This is a genomic window from Psychrobacillus sp. NPDC096426 (assembly GCF_044762745.1).
In the GTDB taxonomy this organism is placed as follows: Bacteria; Bacillota; Bacilli; order Bacillales_A; family Planococcaceae; genus Psychrobacillus.
Genome location: NZ_JBIWEX010000025.1, coordinates 1 through 17142 on the forward strand (window position 1 = coordinate 1; position 17142 = coordinate 17142).

A 17142-nucleotide genomic window follows, 5' to 3' on the forward strand; every position below is an offset into this window, starting at 1 on the left:
TACTTTGACAAGCAAAAAGAACAATCGATTGTACGATATTCTGTTCGAAGACTTGAAAACTTGGGTTACAACGTTACAATCACTGAACCAAATGCCTCCTAATCCAACAAATAATTCCATCCAGATTTTGGCGCTGCAATTTTTAAAAAACAAATGAGCCGCGTCTGCTTTCGTATTGTCTTTTTCTCTAAATCGAAGATTTTAATTTTCATGGGAGTATAGAGATAATGCGCACAGTTATTGATGTCTCACTTCAAGTTAACTTGTTATCTTGAAGAAATCTGTTGCTTTCATCAACAATTTGGTTGCTCTCGTGCTGATTTAGTAGTTTTCCGAATAGAAATGGGTGCTTTCCATAACTGATTGATTGCTCTTAGCTATTTACTGGATACCTACTATTATGCCCACTATTTATCATCATGCTCGCAAAGTTAGATAAAAGCTCATTTTTAAAATATAGTTTTAGAATGATTTCCCGGGGAATAATAAAATGTGAAACATCCCTGTTTTCTATGAAAGAGGTTGCTTATTCGTTTTTAAGCTCATACAATGAGAGAGGAACGCTGGAAGGAGGGAAAAGTGTGAAAGAAGAAATGAACCAACTACAATTAGAAGAATCAAATTTAATTGATTTTTTAAGTAAGGATTTAATGGATGACTTTAGAGAAGAATTTATGCAGCTACATCCTTATGATCAATCGCTATTTTTTGAAAAGGTGGAGCCAGAAATACGAAAGAAAATCTTTCACTACCTATCTCCTCAAGAAATGGCCGAGCTGTTTGAAGCAACAAAATTTGAAGAAGAACAATATGACTTCTATTTAAAGGAAATGGATACCACTTATGCTGCAGACATGCTTTCCTATATGTACGCTGATAATGCAGTAGATGTATTAAATGAGTTAGGCAAAGATCAAGTTGCTAGTTATTTAAGTATAATGGATGTGGAATCTGCACAAGAAATTAAAGATCTTCTCCATTATGAAGAATATACAGCTGGGTCTATTATGACAACAGAATATGTTGCCATTCCAGAAACATCCACATGTCGTTCCGCCATGACCATATTAAGAAACGAAGCACCGAAAGCTGAAACAATTTATTATTTATTTGTAGTAAGTGAGGAGCATCAATTAACTGGAGTTATCTCCCTTCGAGATTTAATCATTGCAGATGAAGATACGCTTATTAAAGATATTATGAATGAACGTGTCGTTAGCGTATTAGTTAGCGCCGATCAAGAAGAAGTAGCACATATGATTAAAGACTATGATTTCTTAGCGGTGCCGGTAGTAGATTTTGAACAACATTTACTCGGGATTGTCACGGTCGATGATATTATCGACGTATTAGATGAAGAGGCATCGGACGACTACTCTAAACTTGCCGGTGTTTCCGATATGGATACATTCGACAAAAATCCGTTTCAAGCTGCCAGAAAAAGGTTACCATGGCTTATTATATTATTATTTTTAGGAATGATGACTGCAAGTTTGATGAGTGTTTTTACGGAAACGCTAGAGAAAGTTGCATTACTAGCCGTTTTCATTCCATTAATATCTGGAACTGCGGGAAATAGCGGTACACAGGCATTGGCTGTAGCAATTAGAGGTATTGCGACAGGGGATATTGAAAAGCAAAGTAAAATGAAACTACTTGCAAGAGAAGCGGGAACTGGTCTAACTACTGGTCTATTATGTGGAGTTATTGTAGTTGGGATTGTTTTCTTTTGGAAGCATGATTTACTCATCGGGTTATTAGTCGGGGCAGCCATTTTTGTTTCCATTTTTGTTGCAACGATCTGTGGTTCTTTTATTCCTTTATTGATCCAACGAATGAAAGTAGATCCAGCTGTTGCATCTGGTCCATTTATCACAACGATTAATGATGTCATTAGTATTTTAATTTACCTTGGGCTTGCGACTGTGTTTATTTCTTCCTTGTAGGTCTCGTTCACATTATTTTAGCTAAATGCATAAAGTAAAGAAAAAAGGATGTGTCTGTGAACGCTTATAATGATCCTTTAATCTATATAAAAGGCCCACCGGTTTTCCATCTTCCACCTAGGGAAAAGATGGATATACAAATGGTAGAGCAAGTGAAAGAAGAAATTGAGCAAGAGGAAAGTACTTCTATCTATGAATTACGTACGAGTATGACGGATAAAACAATTGCTAAATTAGAAAAGTTGAAATTTTTAGCGAAACCATTTCAGCGGAAAGTATATCGCCCTTTAGTGTTCCATTTTGCAGATGGTTCACTTCTTCAAGGTGAAGTGGAAAAAGTGGATGGTGGGCTAGTTACTTTTTCCGTTGGAGCTGGAGAACTGATGACGTATCGAATCGATCAAGTAGAAAGAATTATATGGCGTGGAGTAGAAATGAAATAAAGTAAACAAACTATCCTTATAAGGGTAGTTTTTTTATAGCTTTGATGCAATATATAGATAATGCATTTTACGGATAGGATCTTCGGGGGGAGAGTTGAGTGTTCTATTTGACGCACTCGGGGTAGTCTTTGTCGTGTTCGAAGGCTAGTTTGTAGCGTTCGCAGTGGATTTCATCTCATTCAACCATATATTGGGTTTTATTTTCAAGAAATGTTACATAGATTGAATTTGGACCAGTGACACTGATCAACTAGCAAACTTCGTAGATTGGAGCGGAAGGGTGGCGACTCTGGGGGGATGAGTGAGACAGATGATCCATCACAACGTACGCGAAAGCGGCGGTGATGGATCATCGCTCACCCTGTGGAAAGCGTCCGTCCTGTAGCGGAAATCCTAGCGGAAACTTCTTAGTACACAGCATTCCTATTCTGCGCATTACGTACTTTAATGTTGTTTCTTATGTATCGAATTTCATAACAAAACCGTTCGGGATTAGCCCGAACGGAAGTAGACACTACAATGATGAAACGATCAGTCACATACATTTAAAAATACATCTGCTACGCATTCAATTGCGCAGAAACAATTTAAATCTACTGTAATACAACTACCTGTTAATCTAAAATTACGAACCTTACAAAGTTTTCTTAAATCAATTTTTGTACCTTCAGCATTCAATAAATCTACTTCATGTCTTTCTTTATTAAGTGGTTCTAAAACACGTAAAGTTGCACAACAACCATCAAAAATATCTTCTACACGGAAAAATACAGAAATACAATCATTATCGCAGTTATCTGTGTCACGGAAAAACGCTTTAAACGGATCACCATCTTTTGTTAACAACATGAAAACTCGTGTGTCCGCTCGATGCCGAGCAGCTGGACTAACAAGACCTCCAAGTGGCTCTAAAAAACAGTTCGTAGGACATTGCGGGCATTCTTCATTTGTCGCTTGATCTTGAATGTCTTTAATCGCACGAACAACATCGCAAACGCAACCTCTATCACGTTTAATTTCATCATTTTCATCTTCAATTCTTCCACAACCCATTGAGTTTCACCTCCTTTTTATCTCTTTCTAATCTATGTAGCTTCTTCCTAACGGGTAGGGCAAATATCTCGCAGGCATGTGTATATTTCATTTTCGTTCGAGTATACTAACACGAAAAGGAGCAAGTATCTAATGAAAAAAATAATGCATGTTTTCCTTGTGTTGCTACTCTTAACGGCTTGTTCAAATGAAAGAGACGAGGCCATTTATTCGACAGCGGACTCAGGACAACTAGAGGAATTACTGAACAAGCAAAATACGATTAACGGTTATAAAAGTGTGTTGGAAGAAAAGGATATTATCGTTGCAATCGATATAAAAAGGATGAAGCGATTCAATAAAGAAAAGATAGAAAAAAATTTAAAGAAGGAAATAGAAGAAAAATTTCCGGATAAAGAGATACTCGTCACAGGTGATTTGAAAATAAGGTGGGAATTAGAAAAAGTAATGGACAAACAATTGAAAGCAGAGGAACTATCTAAAAAAATTGAACAAATAAAATCACTTTCAAAGGAAGAGACATAATGGATCAAAAACAATTCGATAAAATTGTCGACAAACAAACACCGAAAACGCCTATATTCGCAAATATGTTAAAAGCCTTTTTAGTCGGAGGTATCATTTGTACCGTAGGACAGCTTGTTACCTTATTTTATATCCGATTTTTCTCATTTACTGAACGAACTGCGGCTAATCCTACAGTAGCGACTATGGTGTTTATTGCAATGATTTTAACTGGCACCGGTTTGTATAAAAAAATTTCTCAATTTGGTGGTGCAGGATCTGCAGTACCTGTCACAGGATTTGGAAATGCGGTAATTTCAGCATCTATTGAGCATAAATCAGAAGGATATGTACTCGGTGTAGGTGGTAATATGTTCAAGCTTGCCGGTTCAGTTATTGTATTTGGAGTTCTTTCGGCTTTTATTGTCGCTTTGATTAAAACAATTCTAGTGAAATTAGGAGTGGTCTCATGGTGAATGCATTTGGGACAATTCAATTTAAAGAAATGCCTAGTATTGCAAGTACAGGTGTGGTAGTTGGACCAGTGGAAAAAGAGAGTTTTTTTGCGGATGCTTTTGATGAAATATTGCCACTCGAGAATGAAAAAGGAGAAACGTATGAACAAGCAAATACTCGTTTCATCGAAAAGGCTTGCACAATAACTGTTCGAAAAGGCTATGAACAAATGGAAAATGTCGATGTATTTATCGGAGGAGATTTGATCAATCAGTTATCTCCGACGAATTTTGCTGCAAGAAAATTAGCAATTCCTTTTTTAGGTGTTTTTTCTGCTTGTGCAAGCTCAATGGAATCATTAATAATCGGTAGCCTACTCTTAGAATCCGGTAATGCTAAATCGGTTTTAGCTGGAGCGTCGAGTCATCATCCATCAGTAGAAAGACAGTTCCGGTATCCAATTGAATATGGGGCGCAGAAACCTGGAAGTGCACAATGGACGGTAACAGCAGCAGGCTTTGCACTACTTCAAAAACATGCAAAAAACGCGCCAATTATTACACATGCAACTATCGGAAAAGTAGTGGATGGCGGACAAACAAATCCTTTACATATGGGAGCGGCAATGGCACCAGCGGCTAGAGACACAATAGAAAGACATTTGAAAAATACGAATAGTAGCATGGCTGACTATGATGTTATTATGACTGGCGATTTAGGGAAAATAGGTTTGTCTATATTAAAAGAAATGTTTCAAGATGAGAATAGCGGTGTCATTTTACAAGACGCGGGAGCAAGTTTTTATGGAGAGAATTCCTTTTTTAATGCAGGAGCGAGTGGCGCAGGTTGTTCGGCTGCAGTTTTTTTTAGTTATATTTATGACCAATTAAAAAAAGGTGTATATAGCCGTGTACTGCTCGTTGCAACTGGAGCACTATTGTCACCTTTAACTTTTCAACAAGGGGAAACAATTCCTTGTATTGCTCACGCCATTGAATGCCGCATGGAGAAAAGGGGATAACATGATTATATCATTAATTACTTCGTTTATAGTCGGTGGTCTTATTTGTGTAGTTGGTCAAATATTAATGGATGGACTTAAATTAACTCCAGCACATACATTATGTACATTAGTTGTTTGTGGTTCAATTTTAGATGGAATTGGTTTATATGAGCCATTAATCGATTTTGCTGGAGCAGGGGCTACCATTCCGATTACGTCATTTGGAAACTCTTTAACGCACGGTGCACTGGCCGAGGCAGAAAAACACGGGCTTATCGGTGTATTAACTGGAATGTTCGAAGTAACAAGCTCGGGTATTAGTGCCGCCATATTATTCGGTGTGATCGGTGCTTTTATTTTTCAAAAACGGAATACGACCTACTAGTTGAATCGCCCTTTTTTTCCTCCCCTCTTTGCATATGATACGTTGAAGAGGAGAGGAGGGAAAGGATATGTACGGCTACTGTGATGGAGGATATCCCGGATATTGTGGAGGTTTTGGCGGAGGTTATGCACCAGAATATGGACACTGTGGGAATCGTAGTTCAACATTTGTGTTAATCGTAGTTTTATTCATTTTACTAATCATTGTTGGTAGAAGCTTTTTCCCTTAATCTTTGACAATCAAAATGTGAGGGGGAAAAGAAGTGCAAAATTCATTTTTTAAAGCAATTGAAAATAAAACTGGAGTATCTATGGAAGAACTTTTTACGCTTGCTAATGCCATCTCATATGCTGATTTTACGGATGAAAAACAAGTACGTAAAATAGTACGTAAGGTTGGCAAGTTAGCGAATAAACCGGTATCAAAAGAGCTAGAAGATGAATTAACGAAATCCATTTTACAAAGTGGAAGCTCGTTAAGTTTAAAAGATATTGAAAAACTTTTATAGAAATCCGTAATATCTTAATATACAGATGATGTAGTATAGGATAGTGAAGCCCCAGGAAGATGACTTATTTTACCCATGAAGTTGGCTAGAATATATGCTCAAATTCGCTGGGGCTATGTTGTGTTTTAAGCATATTATTTTCGGGTATGTAGTATATAGAAAGTAGAAAGATGGAGGTGGAAAAGATGGGTTATATTATTCCAAATCAACCGATACAATCTCAGATTTACGCAAATCGGATGTTTATGGATGATTATAATTTCGCTTATATAAATAATGTGTATGGTGTTAAGATGAAAACAAGCTTTGAGGATCAGCTAGAAAAGCAAGAACTAGAATACCATGAAAAAATGCAACTACGGGAACAAAAAGAAAAATCTAATCTACCATTATATAAAAGCTTTATCCAACCAAACCCCATTAATTTATCCCCTATAATCGCTGAAATCAGCGGTAAAGGGAATAATATAAACCGTTATATTTAAGGAAGATGCCGACATTTACGCTGGCATTTTCTTTTTTCTTTTAGACAATTTGTCCATGAGCAGAAAAAGCTCTATGTAGGCTTGAACTATAATTCAAAACTAGGCATTAGACCACTCCGAACAATCCCAGGATACATATAGATATTAGGATACTACAAAAGGAGGTTAGAAAATTTATGAATAAGAAGATGTTACTTTCACTAATCGATAAAGAAGTAAAAGTAGATAGAGGAGGACCCGAGTCCCGTGTAGGTAAGCTTCTTTCCGTAGAAGATGATCATTTCACGTTGCTTACTGCTGATGACGGCATTATTTATTATAATACACAACATATTAAAAGCTTAACAATTAATACAAAAAATCAGACGCAATTGGGATTTGAGATTCCCAAAAAATTTGAGTACATTACAGCAAATGACTTCAAAGGTGTTTTGGGAAAACTAGCACTTCGATGGGTAAAAGTAAATCGTGGTGGACCAGAAACACTAGAAGGTGTAATGGACTATGTGGATGACGATTATATTACAATTGTCTCGAATGAAGAAATAGTCCGAATTTCATTGTTCCATATTCGAAACATTAGCTACGGAGTAAAAATTGAAAAACCAAAAGAAAATGAGCAAGCAAACGGTGGGAGAAACAATCAGGAAAGAGCAAAGAATAATAGCAAAAAAAATGATTCCAATAAAGAAAGCGAATAACTAGATACTATATTCGTCGCTCCTATCTTGCGGAAGCGACGAATATTCTATGAAGGAGGCGCTCTAAGTTGCGAGAGAAGAATATGAAAACAGTATTAGACTCCCTTAAGAATATGAAAATACGCTTATATTTAGAGGGAAGTCAATTTGTAGAAGGTGTTTTGTTGAACGTTAAACAGGATTACCTAGTTGTTGATGTAGGTGGAAAACTATGTTATTTCACACTCGATCATATTCAAGCTCTATCGAATAATGCAAAAAACTTTCACATTTTCCCCAAAAACGATGTTGATTTGAACAATAATGATCTAATAGGTGTTTTGAAGGAATTAAAATACAATTGGGTAACTATTAATAGTTTGAGTGATCAGGAACTATTTGGAGTACTAAGCAATATTTTTGAAGACTCGATTATTGTAATTAATCAACAAGAACTACACTATATAGCTAAATCACATATATCGAATATTCATAAAGGAATATCCGAGAAGGAGAAAAACATAACAAGTAGCAAAGAAAAGCTAAATGTTGAAAAAACAACGGCGAATATGGAGCTAAATCAAGTTATGGAAAAAGCTACAGAAATTAGTCAAGAAGAAACGATACAAGACGTAATTTCTAGTTGGATCGAAGAAATAAACGAACCCGTTAACTCAAAGGATGAAGTAGAAAAATATTTGCCACAGGAACAAATGGTGTCAGATGTTAAGGATGAAACAAATAGTAATGAATTAGAAAAATTAAATGGAGACCATGAAGACCCTAATTTCAATGGAATAAAACAGCTTTTGGAACATCTTAATTCAATAGGCCAATTTAAAGTTGCGGAGCAATCTACAGAAATCAGAAAAGAAATAACGATACAAGACGCAATTTCTAGTTTGATCAAAGAAATAAACGAACTGGATGACTCAAAGGAAGAAGTAGAAAAATATTTACCACAGAAACGAGTTGTGTCAGATATTAATGAGTCAATAGCTCAAAAGATTGAGCCAATTCACGCTTCACTTGAAGAAATAATAGAAGGGAGTAATCTGGACGTAGTAGCTGATTCAACTACTAACAAATTGAAAGTAGAGAAAATAATGCAAACAGAACCTCCAGTAAGGAAAAACGAAAAAAGAATACTTCTAACGCCATGGAGTAAAATGAACTACGACCAAAATGCAATTGCTATCGCTCCGAAAAAAGATAAAGAAAGTTCAAATAATATAGGAGAACTTCCATTAAAGAAAACACAACTATTATTAGATAAAGAGCAAGATCTTCCTGCAACAAATGAAGCCCTAGAACAGGAAGAATTGAATATTGAAATGAAATCGCCAGAACCTATAGAAATAGTTGCCACAAAAACAACATTAATCAGCCCTCGAGAGAGAAAAGCGATGCTAGAAAAGCAATACTATGCACTGATGAGACATGCAGAACAAAGTTCTACCAATCTGGAACACCAAATTGCAACAATTAAATCCTTCCATCCTTCCCCTTTAGAGAATGAAGCAAACAATGATCTAGATAGTGGCGAATTACAAAAAATCCGCGTGCAGGAACGTAAAAAAGGGGAAAAAGCGATGTTAGAGAAACAGTTCAATTCTCTAATGCGGCACGCAGCTAAGATGTACCGTCAATTGAGGGACTATTAGATAATAATTAAAAGGAGATGTGCCCTTGAATAAAACTATTCAAAGTCTTATCAAGGAAATTGTTAAAATAGAAGTTTCAGGGAAAAAATTAATTAATGGTACGGTGATTGATTTAGGAAGTGACCTACTTGTACTGTTTAACGGTACAAATTTTATGTACATTCCTCTCGAACATATCCAAAACCTAAAAATGGATAAAAACAATGAAGAGGATATCCAGGATCCTACGGAAGACCCGAGTATAAAAGCTGGAGAAACACAACAAGAGTTATCGTTTAAAGAAACACTTGTCCTTGCAATTGGAAGGTATGTTGAACTATACGTTACAGACAGCCAACCTCTACATGGTCACATAACGAGTGTGCAAGACGATTATTTTGTTTTTTATTCCCCAATCTATAAATTGATGTATATTCCAATAGCGCATCTAAAATGGCTAATTCCTTATGCTCAAAATGAAAGTCCTTATGGTTTAGACGAAAAACATAGTATATTACAGTCGAATAGTGAAGTGCTTGCAACTACGTTTAAAAAGCAGATTGAAAAGTTTACAAATAAAATCGTCGTATTAAATATTGGAGGAATAAAAAGTTACAATGGAAAAATAAATAATATCGATGATCAATTGATGGAAGTGCAAAAAGCAAGGAAAAATGCTATATATCTAAACATTGATCATATAAAAACGCTTCACTTAGTGTAAAACGTAAAAATAGCAACTGCAAGAAGTATGAAAATGTGCATGCTTCTTGCAGTTGCTATTTATGTTCTTTCAAGAAATTACGATACCTTATGACATACATCTCACCCCAAGCAAATAGAAGTGAATATACATACATGGAATGGACAAACAAAAAAGGAGAGGACATGATACATGTATGAGTTTTCAGATAGGAATCGCCAGTTTGGTATTCCTTACGACTATGTTAGTCATTTTTTGGAGACCTAGAGGATTAAATGAGGCATGGCCAGCAGCAATTGGCGCAGCGATTATTTTACTTGCTGGAATTGTATCTCAAGCAGATATTATGGATATCATCAGTAAAATTGGTGGTGCTTCCATAACAATAATGGCAACGATAGTAATGGCTGTTATTTTAGAAAGTTTCGGTTTTTTCAACTGGGCAGCTGCAAGGCTTGCTAATTTAGCGAAAGGTTCTGGTTACCGCTTATATTGGTATATCCAATTGCTATGTTTTTTGATGACATTATTGTTTAATAATGATGGAAGCATTTTAATAACAACTCCCATTTTAATCTTACTACTTCATAATCTTCGTCTTAAACCTCATCAGCAAATTCCATATTTGTTAAGCGGTGCACTTATCGCAACAGCTTCTAGTGCGCCAATTGGCGTAAGTAATATTGTTAACCTGATCGCTTTAAATATTGTTGACATGTCTCTATGGATGCATACAGCAATGATGTTTGTACCAGCAACATTAGGTTTGTTATTTATGTCATTCTTAATGTATCTCGTTATAAAGAAAAAATTACCTAAAACATTGCCAAATGCAGCAACAGATATTGAGGAATATTTTTTTACGAAAAACTTCCATCCTTTAAAAAAGAAAACATCAGTAGAATCCAAACAGAAACGAACCAAATTTATGTTGAAAATATTACTATTTGTTTTTACTATGCGTTGCTTACTTTTTGTAGCTTCATATATAAATGTACCAATTGAATTTGTAGCTGTATTCGGATCCTTTGTTCTGCTTATGTGGAGATGGTATCAACTAGGAACGAACCCATTGGATATATTAAAGAAGACCCCTTGGCATATACTAATATTTGCGTTCTCTATGTATGTAATTATATACGCTTTAAATAATGTTGGTTTAACCAACTTACTTGTACAATGGTTTGAACCTATCGTCAACCAAGGCCTGTTCCAAGCAAGTTTTATTATGGGGGGATTAGTATCGGTACTTTCGAACTTGTTTAATAACCACCCTGCTTTGATGGTTGGTACGATTACCTTAACGAAAATGGGGCTAGATCCAATCACATTAAAAACAATTTATCTTGCCAACATAATTGGGAGTGATATGGGGTCTTTATTACTACCGATTGGTACACTTGCTTCGCTTATTTGGATGCATATTTTAAGAAAAAATAAAATAAAAGTTACTTGGAAGGACTATTTAAGTGTAACGATCATTGTTATCCCAATTTCCACGATCGTAACATTAACACTTTTATTTTTCTGGGTACAGTTAGTTTTTGCAAAATAAAGGTAGGGGGGCAAGAAAATTTCTAACAAGAAATAATCCTGCTTCTCTATTAAATGAATAAAAGAATCCATCGATAAAAACGTCTTTTTTCCGCTTATGAATTCAAAAAAGATAAGGGGACTTTAAGATGTAATTAGTATGGATTCTTTATAAATTATGAGTTATGTAGATTGGTAGAGAAATGATTACTTATATAGTTTCAACGTTTTTTGCATATATGAAAGTAGTAGCAATAATCCATACATATACTCATAAAAAAGGAGAAAACCTATGGATGGTTTTTTACTTTAGTTTTGAATCAGTCCTAGTATGTATATGTTAATCAGTGGAGAATTGATACAAAACAACTTGTACTAATTAACCTAAACAAAAAGTGGGATGCATATCTATTGCATCCCACTTTAATTTGCACTTACTATAAACTTTTATCCATCGCACGATGCGGAATACCTGCTTCTAGAAATTCAGGAGAAGTAATCGTGTAATTTCTTTTTTCATAAAATGGAATAGCATAGCTTTGCGCATTTAACTTCAGCTTTTGAAAACCATTAGAAAATGCATAGTCTTCCATACATTGCATCATTAAGTTTCCAAATTTTTTGCCTCTATACTCAGGGAGAATACAAACACGTTCTACTTTACCGATAGAAGGTTCTGTCGAGCGAATACGACCTGCACCAAAAGGTATCTCCCCATCATAAGCAACAAAATGAACTGCCTCCGCATCGTATTCGTCTAATTCTAGATGAAGAGGTACATCTTGTTCTTCTACAAAGACTTTTCGTCGAACGACGATTGCATCTTCATATTCTTTTTCAGTTTCTACTCTTTTTGCGATAACCAACACTTATTCAGCTCCAGACAATCTAAATGTTTCGTAAACGGTCCAAGAACCATCTTCTAGTTGGTATAACAAATGAAGGCGATCGATTTGTTCTTCAAATTCTGCACCAATCATTTTTAATTGAGGATAAATATCATCGTGTTCACTTGCATTCAATTTTTGTGCGATCGTAATATGTGGAACAAATGCATAATTTTCCTCGTCATTAAATCCAATATTATTTAAACTTTTGTGTAAAGAGATCAGTTCCTCTGTTGGTTCTACATTGAAGTAAATAGCATTTGTAACAGGAGCAAATGAACTAACTTTAGACGTTTTTAACGTAAACGGTTTATGTTCTTTTGCAACGAGGGCTATATTTTCTGATATTTTCTTGATTTCGTTCTCGTTTGCTTCGAATACTCCTTTAACCGTCATATGCGGTGTGATTAATGCATAATGAGGGTCATAGCGCTTTCTATAAGAGTTAGCGAAGTCCTGTACTTTTTTGGATGGGAAAGCAACAATACCGTATTTCATTTTTCATTACCTCCTCGAAGTTTTTATAGACCACATAACTAGTATAACAAAAAATAATTTATAAACCGAAATTGTTTTGTAATGATCTTGTCATATCTGGCTGCCAAAGCTTCCAAGTATGGTCTCCATCTAATTCGTCATAAAACGTGGAAAATCCTTTTTTTATTATTAAATTATGCAACTTTCTATTTGGTGTGACGAAATCGGTTAATAAGCCGTCTCCTGTTTTAACACCGAGTTCGTCTTTTCCGAAGACATGATAAATAGAAAAGGCGTGTACTTCTTTATGATTTTCCACTTGAGATAATACATATTCATTTACAAGTGGAGAGTGTAAAATAACTTTTCCATATGTATTTGGATACTGAAGCGCTGTTAATAATGACACAGTTGCAGCTAAAGAATCACCGATTAATGCACGTCCCATTCCAATTTGATAGGTAGGATAGTTTGCATCTATGTAAGGAACAAGTTCTTGTGCTAAAAATCGAATATATGCCTGGTACTTCTTGCCGTCAGGATGATACTTTTCTCTACGGTCTTTTACACTTTTGTAAGGAACACCAACAATGATCAAATTTTCGATTTTTTGTTGTTCATATAATTCATCGGCGACACGCGTAATTCGCCCTAACTGAAAATAATCTTTCCCATCGTTCGCGATAAGAATAGAATATTTATACAATGGGGAATAATTAGGTGGTAAGTAAATAAGTAATTGCATTTCCTCTTGCAATGCGTCGCTAAAAAGCGTTAAGTCTTGTACAACTCCTCGGTTCATATAGATCCTCCTACAAGTAATCATTTTGTATAGAAATTGTAACATATACATGAACAGAGGTATAATAATCATCCGTTAAAAAATATTGGCGTTTGGTAAGACAATATGCATGCATAATAGGAAAGTGCAACAGTTTCAAAAAATAAGCTAGAGGGGGTAGTTAAATTGGATAGACAGACGTCAAGAATACATTCAAGAACAGTGGAAAAGGCTGCGAACGACGCATTATTTAGAAGAGGTGTGACGATTGAAGAAATTGCTAAAATCGTTTTTGAGATGCAAATGCCATACAATAAAGGATTGACAATTGAACACTGTGTGGAATCGGTTAAAAGTGTTTTGAAAAAAAGAGAAATGCAACATGCCATTTTAGTGGGAATCGAATTAGATGAGCTTGCGGAGAAGAAGATGTTATCCGCCCCATTGCAACAAATAGTAGAAGCAGATGAGGGGCTATTTGGCGTAGATGAAACAATTGCATTAGGAGCAGTATATACGTACGGTAGTATAGCTGTTACAACTTTTGGTCATTTAGATAAAAATAAAATTGGAATTATATCGCAGCTTGATACGAAAATTGGTAATGGTGTGCATACTTTTTTAGACGATTTAGTATGTAGCATTGCTGCAAGTGCAGCGTCTCGGCTAGCGCATCGCACGAGGGATTTAGAAGAAGCAGATGAAACATTTGAAGATATAAAACCAGAACAAACAGCTCCTGAATCGAACATAAAGGACGTACGAACATAATCATATGGCGATATAAAATCCCAAGACTCTTACGTGTTTCTTGGGATTTTATATTGCTTTCTATTTACCTAAGTAAGTAATGGGGTTAAGATAAATGATTTCAGGGGAGTAATAAATGCAAAGTGTATTTATTTTATAATCTTAATAAATATAAAAGTAGGTGGTGCGAATGAAAAATAATTTTTTTGTAGGGTTAAAAGGAGCTTTTACAGTTAAAAACGTTCCCTTTCCCTGGATAAGAGCAATTTGTGCTGGAATATGTTCTGCTTCACCGATTGTAATTGGAATCCTTTTAGGAAACTTTCAATATGGACTTATCGCAGGAATAGGGGGATTTGCATATCTTTACGTTTGGAATGAGCCTTTCCTACAAAGAGCAAAGAAAATTTTCTTTGTGGCGCTCGGTCTTTCAGCTTCAATAGGATTCGGAATTCTGACGGCTTCATCCCCTATTCTATTTGCCATATTAATCGGCTTAATAGGGGGGATTGGCACATTCATATTTGGTGCATTAAAAATTCCTGGACCTGCTTCGATATTTTTTGTTATCGTTTTCGCCATGACTTCTGCTTCTCATCCGGATCCAAAGCTAGCTTCCACGTATGCGGGACTTGTTTTATTAGGAGGAGTTTTTGCTTGGATTATAGCGATGGTAGGATGGTTCTTCAATCCTCATGGACCTGAAACAAATGCGGTAAAAAGGGTGTATTTACAGTTAGCATCTTTACTTCAAACTGTTGGTACGGAACAGTTTAATGTAGCTCGGGAGAGAACGGTATTAGCGTTAAGAGATGCAGACGCAACATTAATAGCGGGATTTGCCTCTTGGAACAGTTCCCTTATTTATAAGCGATTATATTTATTGAAAGATCGGGCTAGCATTATATTTTCTGATATTCTTGAAATGTCCGCAGAAGGAAGAAAAGAGCTGCCAATTGAGTTGGGACAAACCGTTGAAGCGTTAGCCCATTCGCTTCACCCGAAGCAGAGCAGAGAAACCCCCATTATTCTCCAACCAGAAGAAACGGATAAAGCGGTAGATCGATTATTTTCCAAAATATACGATGCGGATGCCATTTTAAATGAACCAATGACGAAAATCAATCAAGAAATAACCATCACCAAACCTACTTTAAGCAGTGTTTTTTCAGATGCATTTGATAAGAACTCCATTGTATTTATTTCTGCTTTAAAATATGGGGTAGTATTGATGATTGCATCGCTGATTGCCTTTGCATTTGAATTTGATCGCTCCTATTGGATTCCTGTTTCTTGCGGAGCAACAATGTTAGGTTCTACGATAATGAGTACATTCCATCGTGGAATTCAAAGAGCGATTGGGACGATTGTAGGGATTTTGATCGTAACGATTGTACTCTCAATAGGACCAACCGGTATTTGGGTTGCCTTCTGCATTTTAGTATCCAGCTTTTTTACAGAGCTTTTTATGGTGAGAAATTACGCTTTTGCGGTTATGTTTATTACCCCAAGCTCGATATTAATAGCGGAAAATACGACAAAAATACACAGTCTTTCTTATTTTGCTACGGCTCGAATAACAGATATTATCATTGGCATTCTCATCGGTCTAGCTGGAGTTTTACTAATAGGTAATCGGTCCGCTTCGAGCAGACTTCCTCATCTAATAGCAAAAACAATTCGTAGTGAGTCCCAATTATTTTTTATGCTGTTTTCTGAACCAAATAGTAGTATGAATATCGATAAAAGCAAAACGTTGAATAAGTTAAGAACCAATTTGGTCAATTTAAGAACGATTTATACGACAGCTTTAGGGGAAGTACCTACGAACAAAGAAGCTTTAGAATTACTATGGCCAGCCATTTTTTCTATAGAGCAGATAGGATATGTTCTCGAGTTTAGTTCCAATCACTCCGAACGACCTATTCTACGAGACGACATACTTGCTCAATTTCTATTAGTTTTTGAAACGATGGCTAAAACTGTAGAACTCCAACAGGAAGAGGCAAATAAAGAAGTGCCCAGTATCGAAGGATTCTCTAAAATCCAACAAGAAATTAATTCTTTACAAACAGCACTTCAACTTTTCCATCATCAAAGTCGACTTACTTAAAAATCCCAAGACCCTTAAATAGAGGGACTTGGGATTTCTGTATACAATTATTCGCCGGATTTTTTAAACCCTGCTTTAACCGCATCTTCTTCTGTACAAAACCATTCCTCTGGCTTCGTCATTTCATAATACTTGCCGCTCGGAATATGATAAATCTTCTTTCCTTGCCTATTAATATTGCCTTTTATAATACATTTTTCATTTGTTTCAAAAGTAACGTTTTCTTTATGTAGAGCAGCAGTGTTAAATCCTCGATTCGTTACATAGCCTGGTATTTCCCACACGCCAATTTTTTTGTTTTGTCCTTTTTCCTCTGCCTTTTCAAATTCATTTATGTATTTTGTATTGGGAGGAAAGACATAAGCCACACGAGCTAACCCTTCTTCGAGAAGTGTTTCTTGGACACTGACACCATCGACATAAATATAGGCAAGCAATCGATTGTAATCGTCCAATCGATCCCCAACATCAAATTCTATTGTGACAACTCCGCTATTTAGCAATTGTTGATTGCGGGATTTCGCTTCTTCTCCAAATGGCTGTTTTCCAAGTGTTTGATGATGCGTTTCGGGGGTATCAATTAGCAAGTAACGCACAGTTTCAATATTTCCGTTATACTTAATTTTAATTGTATCACCGTCAATAACATTTATTACTTCGATGGGAATTTGATCGGTCCTGCCGGTAGTTTGTGTACTACCATTGGAAGAAATTTCTTCACAACCGAAGAGCATGCATAGACATATGAATAAAATCCATTTTTTCATCCTAATCACCATGAATAGTTTAGCA

General features: G+C 35.8%; 19 protein-coding genes and 1 pseudogene. 15 read left to right on the top strand and 5 right to left on the bottom strand.

Translation table 11 applies throughout. The features are described from left to right. Nucleotides 1-593: 593 nt before the first annotated feature. A complete protein-coding gene (gene mgtE, locus ACIQYS_RS17945; protein WP_402983076.1) occupies nucleotides 594-1946 on the top strand; it encodes a magnesium transporter in 1353 nt (450 codons plus the stop codon). 56 nt (nucleotides 1947-2002) lie between these two features. Beyond that, the gene (locus ACIQYS_RS17950; RefSeq protein WP_402982906.1) at nucleotides 2003-2389 is read left to right on the top strand and encodes a hypothetical protein; all 387 of its coding nucleotides are present in this window, start codon (nucleotides 2003-2005) and stop codon (nucleotides 2387-2389) included. Nucleotides 2390-2920: 531 nt separating this feature from the next. On the opposite strand, the gene ACIQYS_RS17955 is transcribed toward ACIQYS_RS17950, so the two are convergent. Then, entirely contained in the window at nucleotides 2921-3442 is a 522-nt protein-coding gene (locus ACIQYS_RS17955) for a CotY/CotZ family spore coat protein (protein ID WP_402982908.1), read from the bottom strand. A gap of 132 nt (nucleotides 3443-3574) precedes the next feature. Here ACIQYS_RS17955 and ACIQYS_RS17960 point away from each other — a divergent pair, with 132 nt between their 5' ends. The 11 genes and pseudogenes from ACIQYS_RS17960 (at nucleotide 3575) to ACIQYS_RS18010 (ending at nucleotide 11364) form a co-directional block, all read left to right on the top strand. Further along, the gene (locus ACIQYS_RS17960) at nucleotides 3575-3967 is read left to right on the top strand and encodes a hypothetical protein (RefSeq protein WP_402982910.1); all 393 of its coding nucleotides are present in this window, start codon (nucleotides 3575-3577) and stop codon (nucleotides 3965-3967) included. Next, a complete protein-coding gene (gene spoVAC / locus ACIQYS_RS17965; RefSeq protein WP_402982912.1) occupies nucleotides 3967-4422 on the top strand; it encodes a stage V sporulation protein AC in 456 nt (151 codons plus the stop codon). Before ACIQYS_RS17960 ends, spoVAC begins: the two co-directional genes overlap by 1 nt. Further along, the gene (locus tag ACIQYS_RS17970) at nucleotides 4416-5423 is read left to right on the top strand and encodes a stage V sporulation protein AD (protein ID WP_402982914.1); all 1008 of its coding nucleotides are present in this window, start codon (nucleotides 4416-4418) and stop codon (nucleotides 5421-5423) included. Before spoVAC ends, ACIQYS_RS17970 begins: the two co-directional genes overlap by 7 nt. A gap of 1 nt (nucleotide 5424) precedes the next feature. Then, entirely contained in the window at nucleotides 5425-5790 is a 366-nt protein-coding gene (gene spoVAE / locus ACIQYS_RS17975; protein ID WP_402982916.1) for a stage V sporulation protein AE, read from the top strand. A gap of 154 nt (nucleotides 5791-5944) precedes the next feature. Further along, nucleotides 5945-6019, top strand: a pseudogene (locus ACIQYS_RS17980) (YjcZ family sporulation protein); the annotation flags it as partial. 33 nt (nucleotides 6020-6052) lie between these two features. After that, complete coding sequence (locus ACIQYS_RS17985; RefSeq protein ID WP_402982918.1) at nucleotides 6053-6298, top strand: stage VI sporulation protein F; 246 nt, start codon at nucleotides 6053-6055, stop codon at nucleotides 6296-6298. A gap of 185 nt (nucleotides 6299-6483) precedes the next feature. Then, on the top strand, nucleotides 6484-6783 hold the full coding sequence (locus ACIQYS_RS17990) for a hypothetical protein (protein ID WP_402982920.1): 300 nt from the start codon (nucleotides 6484-6486) through the stop codon (nucleotides 6781-6783). A gap of 176 nt (nucleotides 6784-6959) precedes the next feature. Beyond that, on the top strand, nucleotides 6960-7484 hold the full coding sequence (locus ACIQYS_RS17995) for a hypothetical protein (protein ID WP_402982922.1): 525 nt from the start codon (nucleotides 6960-6962) through the stop codon (nucleotides 7482-7484). Between the two features lie 68 nt (nucleotides 7485-7552). Continuing rightward, nucleotides 7553-9127 carry a hypothetical protein gene (locus tag ACIQYS_RS18000; protein ID WP_402982924.1) on the top strand — a complete coding sequence of 525 codons (1575 nt, stop codon included), beginning with the start codon at nucleotides 7553-7555 and terminating at the stop codon, nucleotides 9125-9127. Nucleotides 9128-9152: 25 nt separating this feature from the next. Next, a complete protein-coding gene (locus tag ACIQYS_RS18005; protein ID WP_402982927.1) occupies nucleotides 9153-9830 on the top strand; it encodes a DUF2642 domain-containing protein in 678 nt (225 codons plus the stop codon). A 175-nt stretch (nucleotides 9831-10005) separates the two neighbouring features. Beyond that, nucleotides 10006-11364, top strand: a complete 1359-nt coding sequence (locus ACIQYS_RS18010; protein WP_402982930.1) for an arsenic transporter — start codon at nucleotides 10006-10008, stop codon at nucleotides 11362-11364. A 415-nt stretch (nucleotides 11365-11779) separates the two neighbouring features. Here the strand turns inward: ACIQYS_RS18010 and ACIQYS_RS18015 are convergent, their stop codons facing one another. The 3 genes from ACIQYS_RS18015 to ACIQYS_RS18025 are packed head-to-tail and all read right to left on the bottom strand — an operon-like array spanning nucleotide 11780 to nucleotide 13508. After that, entirely contained in the window at nucleotides 11780-12208 is a 429-nt protein-coding gene (locus ACIQYS_RS18015; RefSeq protein ID WP_402983079.1) for a GNAT family N-acetyltransferase, read from the bottom strand. A gap of 3 nt (nucleotides 12209-12211) precedes the next feature. Next, complete coding sequence (locus ACIQYS_RS18020; RefSeq protein ID WP_402982933.1) at nucleotides 12212-12727, bottom strand: YjcG family protein; 516 nt, start codon at nucleotides 12725-12727, stop codon at nucleotides 12212-12214. A 58-nt stretch (nucleotides 12728-12785) separates the two neighbouring features. Further along, nucleotides 12786-13508 (bottom strand): alpha/beta hydrolase, encoded by a 723-nt coding sequence (locus tag ACIQYS_RS18025; protein ID WP_402982936.1) that lies wholly within the window; start codon nucleotides 13506-13508, stop codon nucleotides 12786-12788. Nucleotides 13509-13673: 165 nt separating this feature from the next. Between ACIQYS_RS18025 and ACIQYS_RS18030 the strand changes: the two genes are divergently transcribed. Both ACIQYS_RS18030 and ACIQYS_RS18035 read left to right on the top strand, forming a co-directional pair. Further along, on the top strand, nucleotides 13674-14258 hold the full coding sequence (locus ACIQYS_RS18030) for a phosphatidylglycerophosphatase A family protein (RefSeq protein ID WP_402982939.1): 585 nt from the start codon (nucleotides 13674-13676) through the stop codon (nucleotides 14256-14258). A 169-nt stretch (nucleotides 14259-14427) separates the two neighbouring features. Then, nucleotides 14428-16350: an FUSC family protein gene (locus tag ACIQYS_RS18035; protein ID WP_402982942.1), complete on the top strand. Its 1923-nt coding sequence runs from the start codon at nucleotides 14428-14430 to the stop codon at nucleotides 16348-16350. Nucleotides 16351-16397: 47 nt separating this feature from the next. Here ACIQYS_RS18035 and ACIQYS_RS18040 read toward each other — a convergent pair whose 3' ends face one another. Further along, nucleotides 16398-17117: a thermonuclease family protein gene (locus ACIQYS_RS18040; RefSeq protein WP_402982945.1), complete on the bottom strand. Its 720-nt coding sequence runs from the start codon at nucleotides 17115-17117 to the stop codon at nucleotides 16398-16400. Nucleotides 17118-17142 lie beyond the last annotated feature (25 nt).

Excerpts from the sequence above, each read along its gene's own strand:
- mgtE (WP_402983076.1), top strand. The coding sequence starts at position 594 with ATGAACCAACTACAATTAGAAGAATCAAATTTAATTGATTTTTTAAGT.
- ACIQYS_RS17955 (WP_402982908.1), bottom strand. The coding sequence starts at position 3,442 with ATGGGTTGTGGAAGAATTGAAGATGAAAATGATGAAATTAAACGTGAT.
- ACIQYS_RS17960 (WP_402982910.1), top strand. The coding sequence starts at position 3,575 with ATGAAAAAAATAATGCATGTTTTCCTTGTGTTGCTACTCTTAACGGCT.
- spoVAC (WP_402982912.1), top strand. The coding sequence starts at position 3,967 with ATGGATCAAAAACAATTCGATAAAATTGTCGACAAACAAACACCGAAA.
- ACIQYS_RS17970 (WP_402982914.1), top strand. The coding sequence starts at position 4,416 with ATGGTGAATGCATTTGGGACAATTCAATTTAAAGAAATGCCTAGTATT.
- spoVAE (WP_402982916.1), top strand. The coding sequence starts at position 5,425 with ATGATTATATCATTAATTACTTCGTTTATAGTCGGTGGTCTTATTTGT.
- ACIQYS_RS17990 (WP_402982920.1), top strand. The coding sequence starts at position 6,484 with ATGGGTTATATTATTCCAAATCAACCGATACAATCTCAGATTTACGCA.
- ACIQYS_RS17995 (WP_402982922.1), top strand. The coding sequence starts at position 6,960 with ATGAATAAGAAGATGTTACTTTCACTAATCGATAAAGAAGTAAAAGTA.
- ACIQYS_RS18010 (WP_402982930.1), top strand. The coding sequence starts at position 10,006 with ATGAGTTTTCAGATAGGAATCGCCAGTTTGGTATTCCTTACGACTATG.
- ACIQYS_RS18020 (WP_402982933.1), bottom strand. The coding sequence starts at position 12,727 with ATGAAATACGGTATTGTTGCTTTCCCATCCAAAAAAGTACAGGACTTC.
- ACIQYS_RS18025 (WP_402982936.1), bottom strand. The coding sequence starts at position 13,508 with ATGAACCGAGGAGTTGTACAAGACTTAACGCTTTTTAGCGACGCATTG.
- ACIQYS_RS18035 (WP_402982942.1), top strand. The coding sequence starts at position 14,428 with ATGAAAAATAATTTTTTTGTAGGGTTAAAAGGAGCTTTTACAGTTAAA.
- ACIQYS_RS18040 (WP_402982945.1), bottom strand. The coding sequence starts at position 17,117 with ATGAAAAAATGGATTTTATTCATATGTCTATGCATGCTCTTCGGTTGT.